This window comes from Xanthomonas sp. DAR33341, from assembly GCF_003992815.1.
Taxonomy (GTDB): Bacteria; Pseudomonadota; Gammaproteobacteria; order Xanthomonadales; family Xanthomonadaceae; genus Xanthomonas; species Xanthomonas cissicola.
This window is the reverse complement of record NZ_QEYV01000027.1, coordinates 76,420-98,245: the sequence shown is the minus strand read 5'-3', so window position 1 is coordinate 98,245 and position 21,826 is coordinate 76,420. Positions and strand designations below refer to the sequence as shown.

Annotated in this window: 17 protein-coding genes and 1 pseudogene; 11 read left to right on the top strand and 7 right to left on the bottom strand. The window is 64.9% G+C overall.

The window, feature by feature from the left end; all coding sequences use genetic code 11:
- Nucleotides 1-16 precede the first annotated feature (16 nt).
- The 3 genes and pseudogenes from EO156_RS12690 to EO156_RS24610 form a co-directional block, all read right to left on the bottom strand.
- The gene (locus EO156_RS12690; protein ID WP_003484065.1) at nucleotides 17-400 is read right to left on the bottom strand and encodes a TfoX/Sxy family protein; all 384 of its coding nucleotides are present in this window, start codon (nucleotides 398-400) and stop codon (nucleotides 17-19) included.
- Nucleotides 397-879, bottom strand: coding sequence for a GAF domain-containing protein (locus EO156_RS12685; RefSeq protein ID WP_016849433.1), 483 nt, complete (start codon nucleotides 877-879; stop codon nucleotides 397-399). Before EO156_RS12685 ends, EO156_RS12690 begins: the two co-directional genes overlap by 4 nt.
- A gap of 9 nt (nucleotides 880-888) precedes the next feature.
- A pseudogene (locus EO156_RS24610) lies at nucleotides 889-1,166 on the bottom strand (hypothetical protein).
- Nucleotides 1,167-1,233: 67 nt separating this feature from the next.
- Here EO156_RS24610 and bioD point away from each other — a divergent pair.
- On the top strand, nucleotides 1,234-1,908 hold the full coding sequence (bioD, locus tag EO156_RS12675) for a dethiobiotin synthase (RefSeq protein WP_005926566.1): 675 nt from the start codon (nucleotides 1,234-1,236) through the stop codon (nucleotides 1,906-1,908).
- A gap of 113 nt (nucleotides 1,909-2,021) precedes the next feature.
- On the opposite strand, the gene EO156_RS12670 is transcribed toward bioD, so the two are convergent.
- Together EO156_RS12670 and queD are read right to left on the bottom strand one after the other, a co-directional pair.
- Nucleotides 2,022-2,357 carry a phasin family protein gene (locus tag EO156_RS12670; RefSeq protein ID WP_003484072.1) on the bottom strand — a complete coding sequence of 112 codons (336 nt, stop codon included), beginning with the start codon at nucleotides 2,355-2,357 and terminating at the stop codon, nucleotides 2,022-2,024.
- Nucleotides 2,358-2,550: 193 nt separating this feature from the next.
- Nucleotides 2,551-2,904: a 6-carboxytetrahydropterin synthase QueD gene (gene queD, locus EO156_RS12665; protein WP_003484074.1), complete on the bottom strand. Its 354-nt coding sequence runs from the start codon at nucleotides 2,902-2,904 to the stop codon at nucleotides 2,551-2,553.
- A gap of 270 nt (nucleotides 2,905-3,174) precedes the next feature.
- Here queD and EO156_RS12655 point away from each other — a divergent pair, with 270 nt between their 5' ends.
- The gene (locus EO156_RS12655; protein WP_016849432.1) at nucleotides 3,175-5,796 is read left to right on the top strand and encodes a TonB-dependent receptor; all 2,622 of its coding nucleotides are present in this window, start codon (nucleotides 3,175-3,177) and stop codon (nucleotides 5,794-5,796) included.
- A 174-nt stretch (nucleotides 5,797-5,970) separates the two neighbouring features.
- Nucleotides 5,971-8,268 (top strand): transferrin receptor-like dimerization domain-containing protein, encoded by a 2,298-nt coding sequence (locus EO156_RS12650; RefSeq protein WP_016849431.1) that lies wholly within the window; start codon nucleotides 5,971-5,973, stop codon nucleotides 8,266-8,268.
- Nucleotides 8,269-8,469: 201 nt separating this feature from the next.
- On the opposite strand, the gene EO156_RS12645 is transcribed toward EO156_RS12650, so the two are convergent.
- Nucleotides 8,470-9,852 (bottom strand): DEAD/DEAH box helicase, encoded by a 1,383-nt coding sequence (locus EO156_RS12645; protein ID WP_003484084.1) that lies wholly within the window; start codon nucleotides 9,850-9,852, stop codon nucleotides 8,470-8,472.
- A 382-nt stretch (nucleotides 9,853-10,234) separates the two neighbouring features.
- Here EO156_RS12645 and EO156_RS12635 point away from each other — a divergent pair, with 382 nt between their 5' ends.
- Entirely contained in the window at nucleotides 10,235-11,224 is a 990-nt protein-coding gene (locus EO156_RS12635) for a fumarylacetoacetate hydrolase family protein (RefSeq protein WP_016851569.1), read from the top strand.
- Between the two features lie 31 nt (nucleotides 11,225-11,255).
- A complete protein-coding gene (gene maiA / locus EO156_RS12630; protein WP_016851570.1) occupies nucleotides 11,256-11,918 on the top strand; it encodes a maleylacetoacetate isomerase in 663 nt (220 codons plus the stop codon).
- Between the two features lie 433 nt (nucleotides 11,919-12,351).
- Here the strand turns inward: maiA and EO156_RS12625 are convergent, their stop codons facing one another.
- Nucleotides 12,352-13,485 carry a PilT/PilU family type 4a pilus ATPase gene (locus EO156_RS12625; RefSeq protein WP_003484093.1) on the bottom strand — a complete coding sequence of 378 codons (1,134 nt, stop codon included), beginning with the start codon at nucleotides 13,483-13,485 and terminating at the stop codon, nucleotides 12,352-12,354.
- Nucleotides 13,486-13,583: 98 nt separating this feature from the next.
- Here EO156_RS12625 and EO156_RS12620 point away from each other — a divergent pair, with 98 nt between their 5' ends.
- The 6 genes from EO156_RS12620 to EO156_RS12590 all read left to right on the top strand — a co-directional run bounded on the left by EO156_RS12620 (nucleotide 13,584) and on the right by EO156_RS12590 (nucleotide 21,809).
- A complete protein-coding gene (locus EO156_RS12620; RefSeq protein ID WP_005914753.1) occupies nucleotides 13,584-13,967 on the top strand; it encodes a DUF4398 domain-containing protein in 384 nt (127 codons plus the stop codon).
- Entirely contained in the window at nucleotides 13,964-14,854 is an 891-nt protein-coding gene (locus EO156_RS12615; RefSeq protein ID WP_016851453.1) for a membrane protein, read from the top strand. Before EO156_RS12620 ends, EO156_RS12615 begins: the two co-directional genes overlap by 4 nt.
- Before the next feature lie 351 nt (nucleotides 14,855-15,205).
- Nucleotides 15,206-15,424, top strand: a complete 219-nt coding sequence (locus tag EO156_RS12610; protein ID WP_003484103.1) for a YdcH family protein — start codon at nucleotides 15,206-15,208, stop codon at nucleotides 15,422-15,424.
- Between the two features lie 238 nt (nucleotides 15,425-15,662).
- Entirely contained in the window at nucleotides 15,663-17,033 is a 1,371-nt protein-coding gene (locus tag EO156_RS12605) for a pyridoxal-phosphate dependent enzyme (RefSeq protein WP_005914756.1), read from the top strand.
- A gap of 99 nt (nucleotides 17,034-17,132) precedes the next feature.
- Nucleotides 17,133-18,320 carry a cystathionine gamma-synthase gene (locus EO156_RS12600; protein ID WP_016851452.1) on the top strand — a complete coding sequence of 396 codons (1,188 nt, stop codon included), beginning with the start codon at nucleotides 17,133-17,135 and terminating at the stop codon, nucleotides 18,318-18,320.
- Between the two features lie 372 nt (nucleotides 18,321-18,692).
- Nucleotides 18,693-21,809 carry a glycosyltransferase gene (locus EO156_RS12590; RefSeq protein ID WP_026007293.1) on the top strand — a complete coding sequence of 1,039 codons (3,117 nt, stop codon included), beginning with the start codon at nucleotides 18,693-18,695 and terminating at the stop codon, nucleotides 21,807-21,809.
- Nucleotides 21,810-21,826 lie beyond the last annotated feature (17 nt).

Here is a 21,826-nt window from a genome sequence, read left to right as displayed (position 1 = left end):
GCCGCACGCCGCGCGCTCAGTCGTCGTGTGCCGTCTCCGCGGCGTCATCGGCTGCAGTGTCCGCATCGCCGTGCATATCGTCGTCGGCACGCGCGTAATGCACGGTTTCCACCGGTCCGCCGATGGCGCGGCCGCGCACCGGCAGCAGCGCGCTGGCCGCTTCGTATTCGGCCAGCAAGGCATGGCGTCGCGCTTCGGGCACGTCCTGCCAATGGCAATCGGCCAACGCACCTTCCAGCGAATACAGCAGATTGAGGCTGGGCTTGAAGCCCGCGCGGCGCACCTTGACGAATGCGCCCACCGCACCGACCGCTTGCAGGTCCTGCTGCGTGCGCAGCCCGACCTGGCGCAGCCACGCCGCGCTCTTCGGGCCGATGTTGCGCATCCGCTCGGTGGTCACGCCAGCGCGTCTACGAAGAGTTGCGCAACGGCTTCCAGGCCACGTTGGTCGTCGGCATCGAAGCGGTCCAGCTCCGGGCTATCCAGGTCCAGCACGCCGATCAGCGCATCGCCCTTGACCAGTGGAATCACCAGCTCCGAGCGCGATGCCGAATCGCAGGCAATATGCCCAGGGAACGCGTCCACATCGGCAATGCGCTGGCTCTGCCGGGTACTGGCAGCCGCACCGCACACGCCCTTGTCCAGCGGAATGCGCACGCATGCCGGCAGGCCCTGGAACGGCCCCACCACCAGCTCGCGGCCGTCGTAGAAGTAGAAGCCGGCCCAGTTGAGCGACGGCAACGAATGGAAGATCAGCGCGGCCAGATTGGCGGCATTGGCGATCCGGTCCGGCTCGCCGTGCACCAGTGCCTGGGCCTGGGCGGTGAGCTGGGCATATTGTTCCGGCTTGCTGCCGGTCAGCGAAGAGGTGGTGAACATCGGCAAAGTTTAGCAGTGGCCGTCTTGCAGCGTGGTTGCGAGCGGGCGGGGAACGCGCAAGAGCTGCCATCCGCAGGGCGCTCCGACCCGCGGGCATCACAACATGCAGAATGCTGCGGTATGCATGTTCGACACCGCGCTCTTATCTCGCGTGCCCGACCGCGGACATCGGCATCTGCTCCAGCTGGTTCCACCGCTGAATCGCCATCATCGGCCAAGGCAGCCAGGGCCGCGCACGTAGGCAGCGTGCTCCCGCAGGCAAACGAGAAACAACCGGCCTCAGCCATGGATCCGGTGTGCACGTTATGCTGCGCGCCCTCACGGCAATGGCGGCGCGGCCGCAGGATCAGGCGTATGCAGCATCCAGCTTTTTATGTCACCGGCACCGATACCGGCATCGGCAAGACCATGGGCAGCACCGCGCTGTTGCACGCGTTGCGCGCACGCGGCCATCGCGCCGTCGGCATGAAGCCGGTGGCCAGCGGCTGCGAACACACGCCCCACGGCTGGCGCAACGAAGACGCGCTCGCGCTGCAGGCGGCCAGCGATCCTCAGCCGGATTACGCCGTGCTCAATCCCTACGCCTTGCCGGCGCCGCTGGCACCGGAGCTGGCAGCAGCTGAGGTCGGCGTGACGCTGGCGCTGGAGCCGATCGTGCAGGCCTTCGCACAATTGCGCACGCAGGCCGAGGTGGTGGTGGTGGAAGGCGTCGGTGGCTGGGCCGCGCCGCTGAGTGCGACGCTGGATCAAGCCGATCTGGTGTGCGCCTTGCAGCTGCCGGTGGTGCTGGTGGTCGGCGTGCGGCTGGGCTGCATCAACCACGCGCGCCTCACTGCTGCTGCCATTGCTGCCGATGGGCTGCAGTGCATCGGGTGGATCGCCAATGAAGTGGATCCGCAGATGGAGCGCATCGAAGAGAACATCGGCATGCTGCGCCAGCGCCTGGCGATGCCGTACTGGGGCCGGATCCCGTGGCGCCCGGGCGCCGACGCTGCCACCCAGGCGCACGGGCTGCAGTTGCCGCGCTAGCTGGCACGGCGCGCTTGCGCAGGCAATAAAAAAGCCCGACAGAGGGAGGGATCTGTCGGGCCGGATTGCACGGGGGGAGGGACCCATGCAAAGACGCTGAATTTTATTGGCGCTTACTTACGCCGGGTCTTGCCTGATGCGCCGGCCTGATCGCTGCCGTTTTCGAACTGTTGCTTGGCAAACTGCCCAAGCTCGCTGGACATCTTCAATCCAAGCCCGACCACTTCCTGGTTGACCGAGGCCAAGCGTTCCAGGTTGTCGCGCGCTACCTGCAGGCCTTTCGGCCAAAGCGTCTGATACGCGCCCAGATCGCGTGCCTGCGCAAACTCGCCGAAAAAGCTGCTGGTTGCGTTGACGTTGCGTTCCAGCGTTTCCAATGCCAACTGGTTGGCACGTGCTGCGGCAGAAGCGAACTGGCTGGTGAAACTGTTTTCGAACTGCGCCGACATTGCGAACCCCTTGGGGAAAGCCGTGACCGTTTGTTGCGTTGCAGCATACACTCATATTGTTGCGATGCAACACGTTTGCTGAAGATTTTCGAAACAGCTGTCAAAGTGCTTGCATATCAACCGGTTAGCTGGCTCCGGAAACGACGAAGCCGCCCCAGCGGGCGGCGTCAGGTCACACAAGTGCGCCGTGCGCTCAGCCGCGGTAGCGGCAGCCGGAGGTGCAGGTTTCATGCACCACGATCTCGCTCAGCTGCGGCAGCGCCGGCTTGAGCTGCTGCCAGATCCAGATCGCCAGGCGCTCGCTGGTGGGGTTTTCCAGTCCCTCGATTTCGTTGAGGTAATGGTGGTCCAGGCGGTCGTAGATCGGCTGGAAAGCGGCCTTGATGTCGCCGAAATCCATGATCCAGCCGGTCTCGGCGCCGGGTTCGCCGCTGACATGCAGCTCGACGCGAAACGAATGGCCGTGCAGGCGCGCGCATTTATGCCCAGGGGGCACGTTGGGAAGCCGGTGCGCGGCTTCGAGGGTAAAGACTTTGAAGATATCCATGCGCGGCATTGTAAGTGCGCCGGGCCGTATGGAGCCCAAGGCACGCGCAACGCTGCAGTACTTTTCGCATTTCCAGGCGATGGCGACCGCTTGCACGCGATAGGTCAGGGCAGCAACGGGCCAGGTCCGGTGCGCTGGCAACGTCCTCGTGTGTCAGCGTGTGTCACCGTGACGCATATCTGTATGAAGATATGTAATTTTTGTTAGTAAAGCGTACATGGCCCACTGCACGGCCCCCCCTGTTCGTGGATGCCGTGCGTGAAGCGCCCTATGCCTTATCTGCTGTCTCTTGCCGTGTTGTCGGTGCTGATTCCGCTTGCACATGCGGACGAGGCAACACCCGCCACCGGCAAGACCCTGGCTACCGTCAGCGTCACCGGTTCCAACATCAAGCGCAGCGACAGCGAAGGCCCAAACCCGGTGCAGGTGATCGACCGCCAGCAACTGGAGCAGTCCGGCAAGGTCACCGTGGCCGACGCGCTGCGTTCCATCTCGGCCAACACCGGCAACGCCACCAATGAAACCACCAACAACGGCTGGGCGTCCGGCTCGGCGGGCATCGGCCTGCGCGGGCTGTCGCAGAAGAACACGCTGGTCCTGCTCAACGGTCGCCGCCTGGCCAATTACGGCTTTCCCGCCAATGGCCTGGGCGACACCTTCGTCAATCTCAACGCGCTGCCGCTGGTGGCAGTGGAGCGCATCGAAGTGCTCAAGGATGGCGCCTCGGCGGTGTACGGCTCCGACGCGGTGGCTGGCGTGGTCAATATCATCACCCGACAGGATTTTCAGGGCGCCGAACTGGGCCTCAGCGGTGGTACCTCCGATCAGGGCGGCATGGACACGCAGCGTGCCAAATTCGTCGGCGGGATCGGCGATCTGGACAGCGACGGTTACAACATCCTTTTCAGCTTCGACGCCTACAACCGCGACCGTCTCGATCAGGACCAGCGCGCACTGACCCGCTCGGGCATCTATAGCGATCTGCCGGGCGGGCGCTGGAATGGCTGGTCGGCCAAGGGCGCACGTTACCTGGTCGGCGGCCGCTCGGTGCCGATGCTCGATGCGCAGGGCAACTGCCCCGCCGGCACGGTGCTGACCGCCAGCGCGCCGATCGACGGGCTGGCCGGCGACACCTGCGGCTTCAACCAGGCGCCGTTCACCACGTTGATTCCCTCCACCAAGCGCTATCAGGCCTACACCAACGCCACCTTCCGGCTCAGCGATTCTGTCGAAGCGTTCGGCGAGGCGCTCTACAGCGAGGTCAAGGGCGTGTCGATCTTCGGCTCCAGCCCGTACTTCACCTTGGAAGGCGGCCGCTTTGCGTTGAACGCCAGCACCGGTCTGGCCGAGCCGGTCTCCAACCTGCTGCCGGCTTCCAGCCCCTACAACCCGTACGGCACGGCGGTGCCGATCGAATACACCTTCTTCGACCTGGGCCAGACGGTCAAAACCAATCGCTCGCAGTCCTACCGCTTTCTCGGTGGCGTGCGCGGCACCACCGAACGCTGGGACTGGGAGGCGGCGGCGTTCGCCGCACGCAGCACCGAGCACGAAACCGTGTCCGGCGGTTTTGCCAACCGCTTCACCTTGGCGCAGGCGTTGGCCGACGGCAGCTACAACCTGCTTGATCCAGCGGTCACACCGCAGGCGGTGATCGATGGCATCAACCTCAGCACCTTGCGGCCTGCGCAATCGACCTTGCGCGGTGTCGATGCCAAGGTGTCGGGCAATCTGTTCGAGCTGCCGGCCGGTAGCGTCGGGTTCGCCGCCGGTGCCGAGTGGCGGCAGGAAGAACTGGTGTCGCGTAATCCGCTGCAGATCGATCAAGGCCTGCAGATCCGCCCGGCAATTGCTGCGGTGGACGGCGAGCGCAAGGTGTCGGCGCTGTATGCCGAAGTCAACGTACCGCTGCTGCCATCGCTGGAGCTGCAACTGGCCGGGCGTGGCGATCACTACAGCGATTTCGGCGATGCATTTTCGCCCAAGGCCAGCTTGCGCTGGCAACCGCTCGATGCGGTGCTGGTGCGCGCGGCGGCCTCGCGCGGTTTTCGTGCGCCGTCGCTGTCGGAGAATGCGGCCAGCACCAATATTTCCTACGGCTCGGTGGTGGATCCCTACGATCCGGATGTGCCGGGCTCGCGCCAGAACCCGACTTTTTTCACTGTCGGCAACACCGCGCTCGACCCCGAGCGCACCCGCAGCTACAATCTGGGGGTGGTGTTGTCGCCATGGGCGGAGACCAGCCTGAGCGTGGACTGGTACAAGATCGAACTGGACAACCTGGTCGGCACCGGCAACAACGCCACCATCGTGCAGAACAATAATCCGGCCGATGTCGTGCGCAACGAGCGCGGCACCCTGGTGGCGGTGTACAACCGCTATCAGAATCTCAGCGAGCTCAGCACCTCCGGAATCGATGTCGAACTGCGCCAGCGTTGGCGCACCGAGGCGGCCGGCAACTTCGGGCTCAATACGGCTTACACGCATGTCCGCGATTACCGTCGGCCCACCGTGGTCGGTGGCCCGCTGCAGGATTACGCCGGCAGCAATCTCGGCCCGTCGCTGCCCCGCAACAAGGCCACCACCACGCTGGACTGGAATCTGGGCACCATCAGTGCCGCGTTGACCTGGTACTACACCGGCGGCTACGACCAGAAGGCCAGCGCGGCAGCGAGCGCCGTGCAGTCGCGCGTGGGCGACTACAACCAGTTCGATCTGTATCTGGGCTACACCGGCATCGACGCGCTCACGCTGTACGCCAAGATCGAGAATCTGGCCGACAAGCAGCCGCCGGTCGATGCGTCGTTCCCCGGGATTCGCGCGCCTTACGACTTCACCCAATACGACTTGCGCGGCCGCTATTTCACGGTGGGGGTGGATTACCGGTTCTGATTCGCGCACGCAGCGCCGATGCGCGTGATGGAGAGTTGCCACTAACACCGCCATCGCGCCACCGCCCGCTGCACCGTCAGGTTCGCGACCTCGTTCGTGCGATGGTGGCCTGCCTGCCATCGCTTTGAACGACTAATCGCGCTTCGCCTCGAACCCTTTCTTCAAGGACTCACAATGACTTCTTCGCAGCATGCCTGGCTGATCGCCATGGCCCTGGCCGCACCTTCTGTAGCCGCGCAATCGGCCGCACAACCTGCAGCTCACGCGGGCGCGCTGCCCGGTTACGACGCCGCGGCCGCCCAGGCGCAACGCGCGCTGGAGGCACGCTTCGACGACGGGCTGAAGGACGCCGATTATCGTGGCTGGTTGAAGCAATGGTCGTCGGCGCCCAATCAGGTCGGCGCACCGCACAACCTGGAAAACGCCCGCGATCTGCAAACGCGCCTGCGCGACTACGGCTGGGATGCGCGGATCGAAACCTTCGAGGTGCTGTGGCCGTCGCCCAGGAGCTCGCAGCTGGAATTGCTTGGCCCCAAGCCCTATATCGCGCGCTTGAAAGAGCCGCCGCTGGCAGGCGACAACACCTCCACGCAGACCGAACACGTGCTGCCGCCGTACGTGATCTATGGCGGCAACGGCGATGTCACCGGCGACCTGGTCTACGTCAACTACGGCATTGCCGAAGACTACGAAGCGCTGGCGCGCAACGGCGTGGATGTGCGCGGCAAGATCGTCATTGCGCGCTACGGCAAGGGTTGGCGCGGGCTCAAGCCGCGGCTGGCGCAGGAGCATGGCGCGATCGGAGCGATCATCTATTCCGATCCGCGCGACGACGGCTATTTTCAGGATCAGGCCTATCCCGATGGACCGGCGCGCAATCAGTGGAGCGTGCAACGCGGCTCGGTTGCCAACTTCGCCATCTACCCAGGCGATCCGCTGACGCCGGGCGTGGGCGCAAGCAAGGGCGCCAAGCGCCTGAAGATCGAACAGGCCGGCAGCGTGTTGAAGATCCCGACCCTGCCGATCAGCTGGGGCGACGCACAGCCGCTGCTGGCCGCGTTGGGCGGCCCGGTAGCACCGGAAGACTGGCGCGGCGCCTTGCCGATCACCTATCGCATCGGCGGCGATGCAAAGGCACGCGTGCATCTGAAGGTGGATGCCGACTGGGGCAGCCAGACCATCTACAACGTCATCGCCACCTTGCGCGGCAGTGAATATCCAGACCAATGGGTGGTGCGCGGCAATCACCGCGACGGCTGGGTATTCGGTGCGGCCGACCCGCTATCGGGCACCACCGCGCTGCTGGCCGAAGCCAAGGCGATTGGCGAGCTGGCCAAACAGGGCCAGCGTCCCAAGCGCACGCTGGTGTACGCCAGCTGGGATGGCGAAGAGGCCGGCCTGCTCGGCTCCACCGAGTGGGCCGAGCAACACGCCGACGAGCTGCGACGCAAAGCGGTGCTGTACGTCAACACCGACGGCAATGGACGCGGCTTTCTCAACGCCGGTGGCAGTCACGCGTTGCAACGCCTGGTCAACAGCGTGGCGGCCGACGTGCAGGACCCGGACAGCGGCGTGAGCGTGCTCGAACGTCAGCGCGCGCGTGCGCGCATCGACGCACTGGCACCCGCCGCCAAGCCGGCGCAGAAGGACATCGCAAAAACCGCTGCGGGCGGCGGCGACATTCCGCTCAAGGCGCTCGGTTCGGGCAGCGACTACAGCCCCTTCCTGCAGCATCTGGGCCTGGCCACGCTGGATCTGGGCTATGGCGGGCAGGGCGGAGGCAGTGGTGTCTATCACTCGCTGTACGACTCCTACGATTATTTCGCACGCTTCATCGATCCGCAGTTCGCCTATCTGCCGCTGTTGTCGCAAACCGTGGGCCGTACGGTCCTGCGCGTCGCCAACGCACCGGTGTTGCCGCAGCGTTTCGGCGACTTCGCCGATGCGGTGGCCGGTTATGCGCAGGAGCTCAAACAACAGGCAGACAGCGACCGCACTGCGGCGCGCACGCAGGCCGAGTTGCTGCAGGCCGGCGCCTACGCGGCGGTGGATAACCCGAACCGGCCGCAGCGTGCGCCCGAGCCGAAAGCGGCGGTGCCGCAGATCGATTTCGCTGCACTGGATCAGGCGATCACGCGCCTGCAGGACAGTGCCAAGCGTTACGACACGGCATTGGCCGCACGCGGAGGCAATCTGGATGCGCACGTACGCGGCAAGCTCAACGCCTCGCTGCAGCGCATCGATCAAACCCTGCTGGCCGAGGCTGGTCTGCCGGGCCGGCCGTGGTACCGCAACCTGATCTACGCCCCCGGTCTGGCCACCGGTTACGAGGTCAAGACCTTGCCCGGTATCCGCGAAGCGCTGGAAGACCGCCGATGGGAGGACCTGAGCCGGTACATCGTGCAGACCGCCGCAGTGCTGGACCGCTACCGCGAGGCGATCGATCGCAATACTGCGCTGATCGAAGGCTGACTTGGCGCTGCTGCACAGCACGACTGGCAGCACTGCATGGCAGCGATGACGCCACGGCCGCCAGGCGTGGACGATGCGTGTTGCACGCGGCCCGGTTCGCCACAGCGCGGTTGCTGCAGTGCGCCCACGAAAAAAGCCGCCCCGAAGGGCGGCTTTTCAGTTCAACGCCAACCTGGCGCCGGACGTGCCGGCGCGCAGGATTCAGCGCGTACCGCTCGGACGCTGACCACCACGACCACCATCGCGCCGGCCTGCGCCCGCGCCAGTGTTGGCCTGACGCGGCCCGTTGCTGCGCTGGCCACCCGGCTTCTTCGGGCCGGCATGCGCGTGCGCCTGACGTGGTGCATCGCCGTGCGGACGACGGGCATGGCTCTTGCGCGGCGCGCGATCGCCACCCGGCTGCTCGGCACGACCCGGCGCGCTGTTGCCCCAGCGGATCGGGGTCTGCGGCTCGTAGCCCGGCACGTCGCGGATTTCCACATCGCGGCCCAGCATGCGCACGATCTGGCGCAGCAGCTTGGCTTCGTCCTGCGCCACCAGCGAAATCGCCTCGCCGGTTGAGCCATTACGGCCGGTGCGGCCGATGCGGTGCACGTAGTCCTCGGCCACCATCGGCAGATCGTAGTTGATGACCTTCGGCAGCTGATCGATATCGATCCCGCGCGCGGCGATATCGGTGGCCACCAGCACGGTCACGCGGCCGGCCTTGAAGTCGCTCAGCGCACGCATGCGCTGACCCTGGCTTTTGTTGCCGTGGATCGCCGCGGTCTTGATGCCGGACTTCTCCAGGAACAGCGCCAGCTTGTCGCTGCCGTGCTTGGTACGGGCGAAGACCAGGGTCTGCTCGCGGCTATCCTGCGCCAGCAGGTGCAGCAGCAGATCGCGCTTGCGCGCGCCGTCGACCGGGTGCACGCGGTGGGTGATGCTCTCGGCCACGGTATTGCTCGGGGTGACCTGGATCTGCATCGGGTTGCGCATGAACTCCAGCGCCAGCTGCTTGATGTTCTCTTCGAAGGTCGCCGAGAACAGCAGCGTTTGACGATCCTGGCGCGGCAACTTGGTCAGGATGCGCTTGATGGAGGGCAAGAAGCCCATGTCGAGCATGCGGTCGGCTTCGTCCAGGATCAGCACTTCGATGCCGGACAGGTCCACGCTGCGACGTTCGATATGGTCGATCAGGCGGCCCGGGCAGGCGATCAGCAGGTCCACGCCACGACGCAGCGCATCGAGCTGGTTGCCCATGCCCACGCCGCCATAGATCACCGCGCTGGGGATGCGCAGGTACTTGCTGTAGCCGCGCAGGCTGTCGTGCACCTGGGTGGCCAGTTCGCGGGTGGGGGTCAGGATCAGCGCGCGCGGCTTGCGCGGGCCGTTGACGGTCTGCGGCGCGGTGCCCAGGTGCTGCAGCAGCGGCAGGCCGAAGGCAGCGGTCTTGCCGGTGCCGGTCTGCGCGCCGGCCAGCAGGTCGTGACCGGCCAGGACCAGCGGGATCGCCTGCTGCTGGATCGGGGTGGGGGTTTCGTAGCCCTGCTCGGCCAGCGCGCGCAGCAGGAAGGGCGCAAGGCCCAGGGATTCAAAAGACATCAGGAAGCTCCAAGTAAAGCGTCGCCGCCAAGCCAAGCCCGGAGCGCAAACGCATTGCAGATGCAAGAAAGTGAGGCTCGGAGCGTTCCCGTGAACCGCGCTGCGAGATGGTGGATCAACCCGATCAAGAAGCGATGGGTTTGTCGGCACCACGAAAGGCGTCGGGTGGGGCGGGCGAGCGGATCGATCGATCCTGGCCTCGCCGGCTATCCCTAAGGGAAACGGACGGCCGCATGCAGACCCGGCAAGTGTACTCGCGTTTGGCGCGCTGCACAAAACCGCGGTTTCGCGGTTGTGGCCACGGTCAGTTGTTTCAGTTGCAACCACTGTTGCGGCAGGCCGTACAATCGTCCGATCAGCCACAGCACAGCACAGGATGGTCATGAAGCTAGGTTCCCTGAAGGAAGGCGGTCGCGACGGCTGCCTGGTCGTGGTCGCGCGCGACCTGCGCACCGCCGTGCGCGCCACCGGCATCGCGCCCACGCTGCAACGCGCGCTGGAAGACTGGAGCAATGTGGCGCCGCGCCTGAATGCCTTGTCGGGCTCGCTCAACGACGGCAGCGCCGATGGTGTGTTCGATCTGGATGTGCAGGCCTTGGCCGCCCCGTTGCCGCGCGCCTACGAGTTCGTCGACGGCAGCGCCTACCTGCCGCATGTGGAGCGGGTGCGCCGCGCGCGCAATGCCGAAGTGCCGGAAAGCTTCTACACCGACCCACTGATGTACCAGGCCACCAGCGCCGGCTTCTATGGCCCGCGCGATGCCATCAAGGTGATCAGCGAGGACTACGGCATCGACCTGGAAGCGGAGATTGTGGTCGTCACCGACGATGTGCCGATGGGCGCTTCGCCCGAGCAGGCAGTAGCGCACATCCAGTTGGTCGGGCTGGTCAACGATGTTTCGCTGCGCAACCTGATTCCGGCCGAGCTCGCCAAGGGCTTTGGTTTCGTGCAATCCAAGCCGCGTTCGGCGCTGTCGCCGGTGTTCGTCACCCCCGACGAGCTGGACGATGCCTGGCGCGACAGCAAGCTGCATCTGGCGCTGGTGACGCACGTCAACGGCGCCTGGTTCGGCGCTCCCGAAGCCGGCAACGACATGCAGTTCGACTTCGCCCAGTTGATCGCCCACGCCGCCAAGACCCGTCCGCTGTCGGCCGGCACGATTGTGGGCTCGGGCACCATCGCCAACCAGGACACCACCTTGGGCGCCTCGTGTTTTGCCGAGCAACGCGTGGTCGAGACGCTGCGCGACGGCAAGCCCAGCACGCCGTTCATGGCGTTCGGCGACGTGGTGCGGATCGAGATGTTCGATGCCAGCGGCGCCAGCATCTTCGGTGCGATCGAACAGCGCGTCGAGCGGCAGCCGCTGCCATGACCTGCGGTGCAGCGACGGCGGGCGGTCGCGCATGAGCGCGGCCCTGGAGCTGTTTTCGTACTGGCGTTCGAGCGCGGCCTATCGCGTGCGCATCGGTCTGGGGCTGAAGGCGCTGGACTACATCGCCCAGCCGGTGCATCTGGTGCGTGACGGGGGCGAGCAGCACGCGCCGGCCTATGCGCAACTCAATCCGCAGGAACTGGTGCCGACGTTGCGGCATGGCGCTGTGGTGATCGCGCAGTCGCTGGCGATTCTGGAGTATCTGGAAGAAGCATTCGCGGACACCGCGGCGCTGCTGCCGCGCGCGCCTGCCGAACGCGCCCGGGTGCGCGCACTGGCGCAGCTCATCGCCTGCGATGTGCACCCGCTCAACAACCTGCGCGTCCTGCAGGTGCTGGAGCGCGAGTTCGCGCTGGATGGCGCACGACGCCAGCAGTGGACACGGCGCTGGATGGAGCGTGGCTTTGCGGCACTGGAAACGCAGCTGGCGCGCGATGCGCAGACCGGGCGCTTCTGCCACGGCGATGCACCGGGCCTGGCCGATTGCGTGCTGATTCCGCAGCTCTACAACGCGCACCGGTTCGAGGTGGATCTGGCGCCATATCCGACCCTGCGGCGCATCGAGCAGGCCTGCCTGCAGTTGCCGGCCTTCGATGCGGCGCGCCCGGAGATGCAGGCCGACGCGGTGGCCTGAGGGAAGGCTGTCACAGCCCTCATCCGCCCTTCGGGCACCTTCTTCCGTCACACGGGAGAAGGGCAGGCGGGCACCCATCCGGTTCGGGCTGTTGGCACCACGCCAGGCCGACGTCGTAACGTAGGTTCGAAGGCTTCGAAACCGACACCCAAAAGCACTACGAGGCCGCCGATCTTCCCTTCTCCCGCAAGCGGGAGGCCACCGATCTTCCCTTCTCCCGCAAGCGGGAGGCCACCGATCTTCCCTTCTCCCGCAAGCGGGAGGCCACCGATCTTCCCTTCTCCCGCAAGCGGGAGAAGGTGGCGCGCAGCGCCGGATGAGGGCGCTGGTCGCATCGGCATCGCGAACGAGGGGCCCGTCGCAGAGTCGCCCTGAAAGACCAGGGCCAGCAGCCCCGGCGCCGCGAGATCGCCGCTCGTTGCCGCCGAACCGATTAAATGAACCCGTGACTGATCTTCGGTGCCGCGGCCGCTTCGTAGTCCGCGTACGGGTCGTGCTCGCCGGAGCCGCCTTCGGAAAGGCGGAACTTCAGGGCCAGGCCGTCGCGCGAGTCGGCGGCGCGCAGCGCTTCTTCCTGCTCGATTTCGCCCGACTTCACCATCCGGAACAGGCATTGGTCGAAGGTCTGCATGCCTTCTTCCAGCGACTCTTCCATCGCCTGCTTGACCTCGTGCACTTGGCCGCGGCGCAGCAGGTCGCGGATCATCGGCGTGTTGAGCAGCACTTCGGTGGCCGGTCGACGACGGCCGTCCACGCCCTTGACCAAACGCTGGGAAATGACCGCGCGCAGGTTCAGCGCCAGGTTCATCAACACGTTCTTGTGCGCGCTTTCCGGGAAGAAATTGAGGATGCGCTCGATGGTCTGGTCGGCATTGTTGGAGTGCAGCGTGGCCAGGCACAGGTGGCCGGTTTCGGCAAAGGCGATCGCCGCCTCCATGGTTTCGGCGTCCAGGATCTCGCCGATCAGAATCACGTCCGGCGCCTCGCGCATGGCGTTCTTCAGCGCGCTCTGGAAGGCGTGGGTGTCCAGGCCCACCTCGCGCTGGTTCACGATCGACATCTTGTGTTTGTGCAGATATTCGATCGGGTCCTCGATGGTGAGGATGTGCCCGGTGGTGGTGCTGTTGCGGTGGTCGATCATCGACGCCAGCGAGGTCGACTTGCCCGAGCCGGTCGAACCCACCACCAGCACCAGCCCGCGCGGGGTCATGATGACGTCCTTGAGCACCTGCGGCAGGTTCAGTTCTTCGATGCTGGGAATCCGGCTGCGAATGGCGCGAATCACCATGCCCACCTCGCCGCGCTGCTTGAACACGTTCACGCGGAAGCGGCCGGCGTCCGGCAGGGCGATGGCCATGTTGAGCTCGAGCTCGCGCTCGAACTGCGGTACCTGGCCTTCGTCCATCAACGAGTAAGCGATTTTCTTGACCATCCCCGGCGGCAACCCCGTATTGCCGAGCGGGTAAAGCTTGCCTTCGATCTTGATGTACACCGGCGCGCCGGTGGTCAAGAACATGTCCGAGGCATTCTTTTCGGTCATCAGCTTCAGGAAGTAGCCGATATCCATGCGCAATGGTTCCCCAACAAACAGCAGCGTCTCGTTGCAAGTCCGCCGCAGGCTTCCGACAATGGCCGTGCTCGAGACTTCTCGCTACGGCTCCCCTAATGACGGCTAGCTTCGCATACTTGCGGCGATCCCTGTACGGCATCGCCTGTTTCATGGTTCTTTCCTCTCCGGCTGCCGCCCAGGTGGCACCGGAGCTCACCGCCGCCGAACAGGCCGTGCAACGCGCCACCCAGGCCGATGCCGACCAATACGCCCCGGATCTGGTCAACCTGGCGCGCCAGGAATTGATGCAGGCCCAGCAGGCGCAACTGGACAAACGCCAGCGCAAGCAGGTGCCCCAGATCGCCTTGCGCGCAGCTGCCGACGCCGACCTGGCCAAGGCCCGCAGCGAAGAAGCGGTGGTCACCGCGCAACTGGAACAGCGCAGGAAGGAAGTGGCGCAGTTGCAGAACACCCTCAATACCGGGGAGGGCGGCCGATGACACTGCGCCCCTTGCTGTATTTCGGTGTGTTGAGCCTGGTCACGTTGCCGCCGCTGGCGATGGCGGCCAAGGACGACCCGCAGGCCGACGCGCTCAACCGGCGCCTGGCCGCGCTACAGAACGACCCGCAGACCAATGATCTGGCGCGCTTTGAGCGGCTGCAAGCACAGCAAAGCGTGGCTGCGCTGGCCGAAGCCAAGCGGCGCGACCGCGACGAGCTGGTGTTTCTGGCCGACCGCCGGGTCGAAATCGCCGAACTCACCGCCCGTACCGCGCTGGCGCGGCGCGAGTTGGACCGCCTGGAAGGCACGCGCAACGACTTGCTGATCGAAGCCAGCCGCCGCGACGCGGCACGGGCGCGCCAGGAAGCCGAACGCTTGCGCGTGCAGGCGCAGATCCAGACCGAGGCTGCCGAGCAGGCACGTCAGGCCGCCGAACAGGAAGCGCTCGCCCGCCAGGACGCCGAGCTGGCGTTGACCAGCGTGGCCGGCAAGCAGACCGCCAAGCTCAACGCGGCCCAGCAGAAGGCGGTGCAGCTGGCGCATGAGGAGGCCGAGCTGGTGGCCGGGGCCAAGCTGCCGGCGGCCAAGTTCGACAGCCGCGGCGAAGTGTTTTCCCTGGGCAGTGGCGCCTTCGGTGGCAAGGCGGCGTTGTCCGGGGATGCCGCCGGGCAGGCCAAGGCATTGGCCGAATATCTGAACATCGGCAAGAAGGGACGGGTCAGCATCGTCGGCTTCGACACCGATGCGGCCATTGCCAAGAAGCGTGCCGAAGCGCTGCGCGATGCCTTGGTGGCAGGCGGGGTGTCGGCGTCGCGGCTGCAGGTCAGCGGCACCAAGGGCGCGGCCAGCAAGGCCCGCGCGGCCGAGGTCGTTGTCGCGCCCTGATGTCGATTGTTGCAAGTGATTGGAAGTTAAGGTCTTTTAATCCGGGCATGACGCCTGGTTGAACCGCGGTCACTGATTGAGGCAGGGAACGGCAAATGCGGCCGTTTCGGTCTTGAACCCCCTTCGCGACCGGCGTAGGGTCGTACCTCCGGGCAGCAACTTCGCCGCCCGGGAAGTACGGAGGGCCGGGTCAGTGATGCAGAGGCACGCAACGAGACAAGATGGTGGAGTAGTAGTTGGTGGTTCCGCCCATGTGTCGGCCTTTGCAACGCGTTGGTCTTCCATCCCCAAGCTGCGCCCCGTGCCTTCGCTGGCCGGGGCGTTCTTGTTTTAAGTGAAGGAGGTAACGCCATGTTCGAAGGGCAACCGCAGACCGAAATCGACGCATTGATGAAGTCCGATCCCCAGTTCAAGCAGCTCTACCAACGCCACAAGCTATTGAACAAGAAATGCATGGATGCCGAACTCGGGGTGCTCCCGATCGACGACGTGACCTTGGGCCAGATGAAGCGCGAGAAGTTGCAAGCCAAAGAAAAGCTCACCCGCATGTACGACCAGCTCACCCACTGATCCTTCCCCACCGTTAGAACAAGTTCACCGTCGCGGGCGGTGGCGGCCTCCTCGTCGGCTTGCCACCGTCCGCGTCTTTATGTGGAGCGCTATGTTTCCTGGCGAAGGGCGTATCGGCGGCCGGTTGAGCCTGTTTGTTCATCGGCCTGCGCAATCGGTTCGATGCTGAATGAGCATTCCCCCGCGGTTCGTCGGATAATGACCGGTCTAGCCCGCGTGGCGCAGCGACGATACTCCGATGGCGATTCATTCCTCCGTACTCGAGCTGATTGGCAACACGCCGATCGTCAAGGCCCAGCGCCTGGACACCGGCGTCTGCGAGCTGTTCCTCAAGCTGGAGGCGAATAATCCCGGTGGATCGATCAAGGACCGCATCGGTCTGTCGATGATCGAAGCGGCCGAGCGGCGCGGCGATCTCAAGCCCGGCGCTACCCTGGTCGAGGGAACTGCCGGCAACACCGGTCTGGGCTTGGCCCTGGTGGCGCAGCAGAAGGGCTACCAGTTGATCCTGGTGGTGCCGGACAAGATGAGTCGCGAGAAGATCTTCAATCTCAAGGCCATGGGCGCCAACGTGGTGCTGACCCGCTCGGATGTAGCCAAGGGCCATCCCGAGTACTACCAGGACCTGGCTGCCAGGATCGCAGCCGAGACTCCTGGCGCCTACTTCATCAACCAGTTCGGCAACCCGGACAACCCGGCCGCGCACGAATTCGGCACCGGCCCGGAAATCCTGGCGCAGATGGACGGCCAGCTGGACGCCATCGTGTTCGGCTGCGGCAGCTCCGGCACCATGACCGGCCTGTCGCGCGCCTTCGCCAGCGCCTCGCCGCACACCGAACTGGTATTGGCCGACCCGGTCGGCTCGATCCTGACCCAGTACATCGAAGAAGGCACGGTCAGCGAAAAGTCCGGCAGCTGGTTGGTCGAAGGCATCGGCGAGGATTTCCTCCCGGATATCTCCGACTTTTCGCGGGTCAAGAAGGCCTACTCCATCAGCGACGCGGAAAGCTTCCATACCGCGCGCGAGCTGCTGGCCAAGGAGGGCATCCTCGGCGGCTCGTCCACCGGCACCCTGCTGGCCGCCGCATTGAAGTATTGCCGCGAACAAACCACGCCCAAGCGCGTGCTGGTGTTCGTCTGCGATACCGGCAACAAGTACCTGTCGAAGATGTACAACGACTACTGGATGCTCGACAACGGCTTCCTGGAGCGCCCGCAACACGGCGATCTGCGCGACCTGATCCTGCGCCCGTACAACAAGCGCGACACCGTGGTGGTGGGCCCGAAGGATCTGCTGACTACTGCCTACCAGCGCATGAAGTTGTACGACGTGTCGCAGTTGCCGGTGATCGACGACGGCGAACTGGTGGGCATCGTGGACGAAAGCGACGTGTTGCTGCATGTCTATGGCGACGAAGCCCGCTTCCGCGACCCGATTTCCACGGCCATGGTCAGCAAGCTGGATCGTCTGGACGTGGCTTCGCCGATCGAAGCGCTGCTGCCGGTGTTCGACCGTGGCCAGGTCGCCATCGTCATGGACGGCACGCAATTCCTTGGCCTGATCACCCGCATCGACCTGCTCAACTACCTGCGCCGCCGCGTGCAGTGATCGTGCAGTAATCCGGCACCGCCGCGCGCTCGGATGCGACGCGCGGCACGGGCCATTCAGACCTGCTTGTTACAATCGCCCACTTTTTCGGGAACCTCCATGTCCAATCGCACCACTCATAGCCATGACGGCGAGCGCGCGCTGTCGCTCGCAACGCTGGCGATCCATGGAGGGCAGTCGCCAGATCCGAGCACCGGCGCGGTGATGCCGCCGATCTACGCGACGTCCACCTATGCGCAGTCCAGCCCCGGCGAGCATCAGGGTTTCGAGTATTCGCGTACCCATAACCCCACGCGCTTCGCCTACGAGCGTTGCGTCGCCGCGCTGGAAGGCGGTACGCGCGCATTTGCGTTCGCCTCCGGCATGGCCGCCACCTCGACGGTGATGGAGTTGCTGGATGCCGACAGCCACGTGGTGGCGATGGACGACCTGTACGGCGGCACCTTTCGCCTGTTCGAGCGCGTGCGTCGCCGCACTGCCGGCCTGGATTTCAGCTTCGTCGACCTGACCGACCCGGCTGCGTTCGAGGCGGCGATTCGCCCCGATACCAAGATGGTGTGGATCGAGACCCCGACCAACCCGATGCTCAAGCTGGTCGATATCGCTGCCATTGCCGAGATCGCGCGCAAGCGCGGCCTGCTGATCGTGGTCGACAACACCTTTGCTTCCCCGATGCTGCAGCGCCCGCTCAGCCTGGGTGCGGATATCGTCGTGCACTCGGCCACCAAGTATCTCAACGGCCACTCGGACATGGTGGGCGGTATCGCGGTCGTTGGCGACAACGCCGAGCTCGCCGAGCAGATGGCGTTCCTGCAGAACTCCATCGGCGGGGTCCAGGGCCCGTTCGACAGCTTTCTCGCCTTGCGCGGCCTCAAGACCCTCCCGCTGCGCATGCGTGCGCACTGCGAAAACGCCCTGGCGCTTGCGCAATGGCTGGAAACCCACCCTGCGATCGAAAAGGTCATTTATCCCGGCCTTGCCTCGCACCCGCAACATGCGCTCGCGAAAAGCCAGATGTCCGGCTTCGGCGGCATCGTCTCCATCGTCCTCAAGGGCGGCTTCGACGCAGCCAAGCGTTTCTGCGAGAAGACCGAATTGTTCACCCTGGCCGAATCGCTCGGTGGCGTGGAAAGCCTGGTGAATCATCCCGCCGTCATGACGCACGCCTCCATTCCCGTGGCCCGCCGCGACCAGCTCGGCATCAGCGATGCGCTGGTGCGGTTGAGCGTGGGGATCGAGGATGTGGAGGATTTGCGTGGGGATTTGGAGCGGGCGCTTGCGCGCTAAGCAGCACATCGAGGTAACGGAAACCTGCCGCCCATCGCGCGGCTTGGCAGCGTCCAAATGAAGGCGCGCTCGTCGCGACCTTTGCTGAGCACCGGGTTTCTACGTGCGGTCCTGGCTGGGGCAATTCGCTACGTCCTTGTGCGCCCGTCGCTGAAACGCCGGTTGATGCGTGCGTTGTCAGCGACACCGGGCCTGCTCATGGCAATCAAACGCCTCGGGGTACGTTTCGGGCTGGGCGGCCTGATGGGGCCCGGTCACCTGGCGATCAATGGGAGGGCGAGTGGTCTAGCGTCGCAAGGACGCATGACTGCGCGTGCCGCCCGGATCTACGAAGATCTGCGTCGGGCGATGGCCGCCAGGGATCGTTGAGTCGTGCGCATCGCCATTGATCTACAGGCAGCCCAGACCGCCAGCAGGCATAGGGGGATCGGGCGATATTCGCTTGCACTGGCTGAGGCGATGCTGCGTGAGCCGCGCGCGCATGAGTTCTGGTTGGTCGTCAATGGCGACATGGCCAGCGACGGGATCGATTCGCTGGCCGCTCTGTTGCCGCGCGAACGCGTGGTGGCGTTCCGCACGGCCCAGCCCGTGCATTGGCGCGATCCGGCGAACGCGTGGCGGCGAACGGCCTCCGAGCATATGCGCGAGTCGTTCCTGCAGGCCTTGCAGCCGGATATCGTCCACGTCACCAGCGTGATCGAGGGTGCGAGCGATGGGGCGGTGACCTCCATCGGTCGCGGGATGGGGGGGGCACGCACTGCTGCGACCCTGTACGACCTCATCCCGCTCCACGATCCGCGATACATTGCCGCCCCATGGGCTGCAGAATGGTACGCCGACAAGGTCGCCTCGCTGCAGCGGGCCGATGTATTGCTCTCGATCTCCGATTACGTTCGGAACGATGCGATCGAACGGTTGTCGGTTGCGCCGGAGCGCGTGGTCAATATCTCGTCTGCGGCCTCACAGATCTTCAGGCCGATCCATGTCGATAGCGCGATGCGTGGACGATTTGCGCACGAGCATGGGATTGTCGGCAAGTACTTGATGTACAGCGGGGCAATGGATCCTCGCAAGAATCTGGAGGCTCTGGTCGCAGCCTATGCGCTGCTGGGTCAACAGAAGCAGGAACGTTATCAGCTGGTGGTCACCGGCGACCTGGACGAGTTGGAGCGCGCGCGGCTTGCGCTGGTTGCGCGTCGATTGAAGTTGTCGCCGGACCGGATCGTCTGTACGGGACACGTGACTGATCAGTCTCTGGTCGAACTGTATTGCGGTGCTGAGCTGTTCGTCCTGCCTTCTTTGCAGGAAGGATTCGGCCTGCCGTTGCTCGAGGCGATGGCCTGTGGAACTGCCGTGATTGGTGCACGCGCCAGTAGCATTCCGGAGGTGATCGGGCGCGACGATGCCTTGTTCGATCCGACCGATCCTGCAGCGATCGCTGGAGCGATGCGGCGCGTTCTGGAAGACACGGACTTTGCGCGCAGCCTCCGCCATCATGGGCCACAACGCGCCCGTGCATTCTCATGGGCAGGCAGTGCGTCGCGCGCGCTGGATGCGTTCGAGGCCTGCGGCCAGTTCCATCCGGCCGCCAAGTGGGGCTGGCGAGAGACAAGCGAGGCGTTGCAGAAAACGCGTGCTGCGCTCGTCACGGACTTGGCGCATGCGTGCGGCAGCCGCGTGCCTGCGGATACGGACCTGGTGCAAGTGGCCGTCGCCATGGATGCAAACGAAGATCTGGTGCGCGACGTGTTGCGAAGGCAATATCCGCTCCCCCAGCTCCCCTCGTGGCGTGTCGAAGGGCCGTTCGACAGCAGTTATAGCCTTGCCCTGGTGAACCGTGAACTGGCGCGTGCGCTTGATGCGCAGGGGCTGGATGTGCTCCTGCATTCGACCGATGGCTCGGGAGACTTCGACGCCGATCCAGAATTCCTCGCTTCCGATCAGCAGATTGCGCGGCTTCATTCGCGCGCTTCTGGAAGCGCGCCGGTTGCGGCCGATGTGTGCAGCAGGCTGCTGTATCCGCCTCGCATTGCCGACATGGACTCCCGCTTCAACCTGCTGCATGCCTATGCCTGGGAAGAATCGGCCGTTCCCGAGGCTTGGGTTGCCGATTTCAACGAGTTCGTCCAAGGCATTTCCGCGCTGTCCACACACGTGGTCAAGACGTTGGTGGACAGCGGGGTCGCGATCCCGCTTGGCGTCTGTGGCGCCGGGGTGGATCACTGGGAATCAATCGCTACGGCAGAGGGTGCTTCGTTGCAGCAGCGTGGTTTCAGTTTTCTCCATGTGTCTTCCTGCCTTCCTCGCAAGGGTGTGGACGTCCTGTTGCAAGCGTACGGCGATGCCTTCAGCGATCGCGACGACGTGTCGCTGATCATCAAGACCTTCGCCAACCCTCAGAACGAGGTTCGTCGTTTGCTGCATGACGCACGACGCGCCCGGGCTGACTTTCCTCATGTGATTCTGATCGAGGAAGATGTCGACAGTGCCAGCCTGAAACGCCTTTACTCGCAGTGCGACGTGATGGTTGCGCCCAGCCGGGCCGAGGGCTTCGGGCTGCCATTGGCAGAGGCGATGTTGTCTGGCCTTGCTGTCATCACCACTGCGTGGGGTGGTCAATGCGATTTCTGCAACGACCAGACCGCCTGGTTGATTGATTACACATTCGCGCCTGCTGAAACGGTATTTGGCCTCCCTCACTCGGTCTGGGCTGAACCCTCCCGGGCGGGGCTAAGCCGACTTTTGCGCGAAGTTCACCGCCTCCCCGCCGAGCAGCGCAACGAGCGAACCCGTCGTGGTCGACAGCTCCTGCAGCGCCACTTCCGGTGGACGGATGTGGCGCAGCGGCTTCTGGCGTTTGTTCGCGACCTGTGGGCTCGGCCGATTCGCACTGCCACGCCTCTCATCGCCTGGATTGCGCCCTCCTCGCCAGCTCAGGGCTCGGGTGGCGTCTTCGCTGAGCTCAGCGGCCTGGCTGGCGAGTTAGCGCTATTCGAGATCGACGCATCGATCATATCGTCAGGCGCGACGATGCCGGCAGGCTTGGATTCCCTGTCTGAATCGCGCCATTGCGCAACCCGCTCCCTTCCTGTCATCGGCCATCAGCTGACCAATGCGGTGGTAATCGATTATCCTGACATCCTGCATCATGGTCATTGGTTCGCTGGCCTGCTGGAGGATCAACTCGATCGTGGCCGGGTTGTCGTTGTGCTGTTGCGTCGAGTTGCCGCATCCGATCCTTGGGAGCCTGCGCTGATCCGTGCGCTCAGGCGATGCGATCGCGTCCTGGTCGCGGGGGTTGCCGATCTCAACCTGCTCAAGAGCCAGGGCGTCAGTGCGAACACGGCGATCCTGCCGACCCTTGGGGGCAACGTGGAGATCCAGCAATCTGCGTTGCGCTTATGGAGCATCGTCCGTGCACTGCTGTGGCAGCGGCATGCTGATCCTTCGATTTTCTCGCCGCGGCCTGCAGAGGTGGTCTGCTCGTGATGGTCATCCTTTTCGGC

Coding starts and splice junctions, on each gene's coding strand:
- EO156_RS12685 (WP_016849433.1), bottom strand. CDS start 879: ATGTTCACCACCTCTTCGCTGACCGGCAGCAAGCCGGAACAATATGCC.
- bioD (WP_005926566.1), top strand. CDS start 1,234: ATGCAGCATCCAGCTTTTTATGTCACCGGCACCGATACCGGCATCGGC.
- EO156_RS12670 (WP_003484072.1), bottom strand. CDS start 2,357: ATGTCGGCGCAGTTCGAAAACAGTTTCACCAGCCAGTTCGCTTCTGCC.
- queD (WP_003484074.1), bottom strand. CDS start 2,904: ATGGATATCTTCAAAGTCTTTACCCTCGAAGCCGCGCACCGGCTTCCC.
- EO156_RS12655 (WP_016849432.1), top strand. CDS start 3,175: ATGCCTTATCTGCTGTCTCTTGCCGTGTTGTCGGTGCTGATTCCGCTT.
- EO156_RS12650 (WP_016849431.1), top strand. CDS start 5,971: ATGACTTCTTCGCAGCATGCCTGGCTGATCGCCATGGCCCTGGCCGCA.
- EO156_RS12645 (WP_003484084.1), bottom strand. CDS start 9,852: ATGTCTTTTGAATCCCTGGGCCTTGCGCCCTTCCTGCTGCGCGCGCTG.
- EO156_RS12635 (WP_016851569.1), top strand. CDS start 10,235: ATGAAGCTAGGTTCCCTGAAGGAAGGCGGTCGCGACGGCTGCCTGGTC.
- maiA (WP_016851570.1), top strand. CDS start 11,256: ATGAGCGCGGCCCTGGAGCTGTTTTCGTACTGGCGTTCGAGCGCGGCC.
- EO156_RS12625 (WP_003484093.1), bottom strand. CDS start 13,485: ATGGATATCGGCTACTTCCTGAAGCTGATGACCGAAAAGAATGCCTCG.
- EO156_RS12620 (WP_005914753.1), top strand. CDS start 13,584: ATGACGGCTAGCTTCGCATACTTGCGGCGATCCCTGTACGGCATCGCC.
- EO156_RS12615 (WP_016851453.1), top strand. CDS start 13,964: ATGACACTGCGCCCCTTGCTGTATTTCGGTGTGTTGAGCCTGGTCACG.
- EO156_RS12610 (WP_003484103.1), top strand. CDS start 15,206: ATGTTCGAAGGGCAACCGCAGACCGAAATCGACGCATTGATGAAGTCC.
- EO156_RS12605 (WP_005914756.1), top strand. CDS start 15,663: ATGGCGATTCATTCCTCCGTACTCGAGCTGATTGGCAACACGCCGATC.
- EO156_RS12600 (WP_016851452.1), top strand. CDS start 17,133: ATGTCCAATCGCACCACTCATAGCCATGACGGCGAGCGCGCGCTGTCG.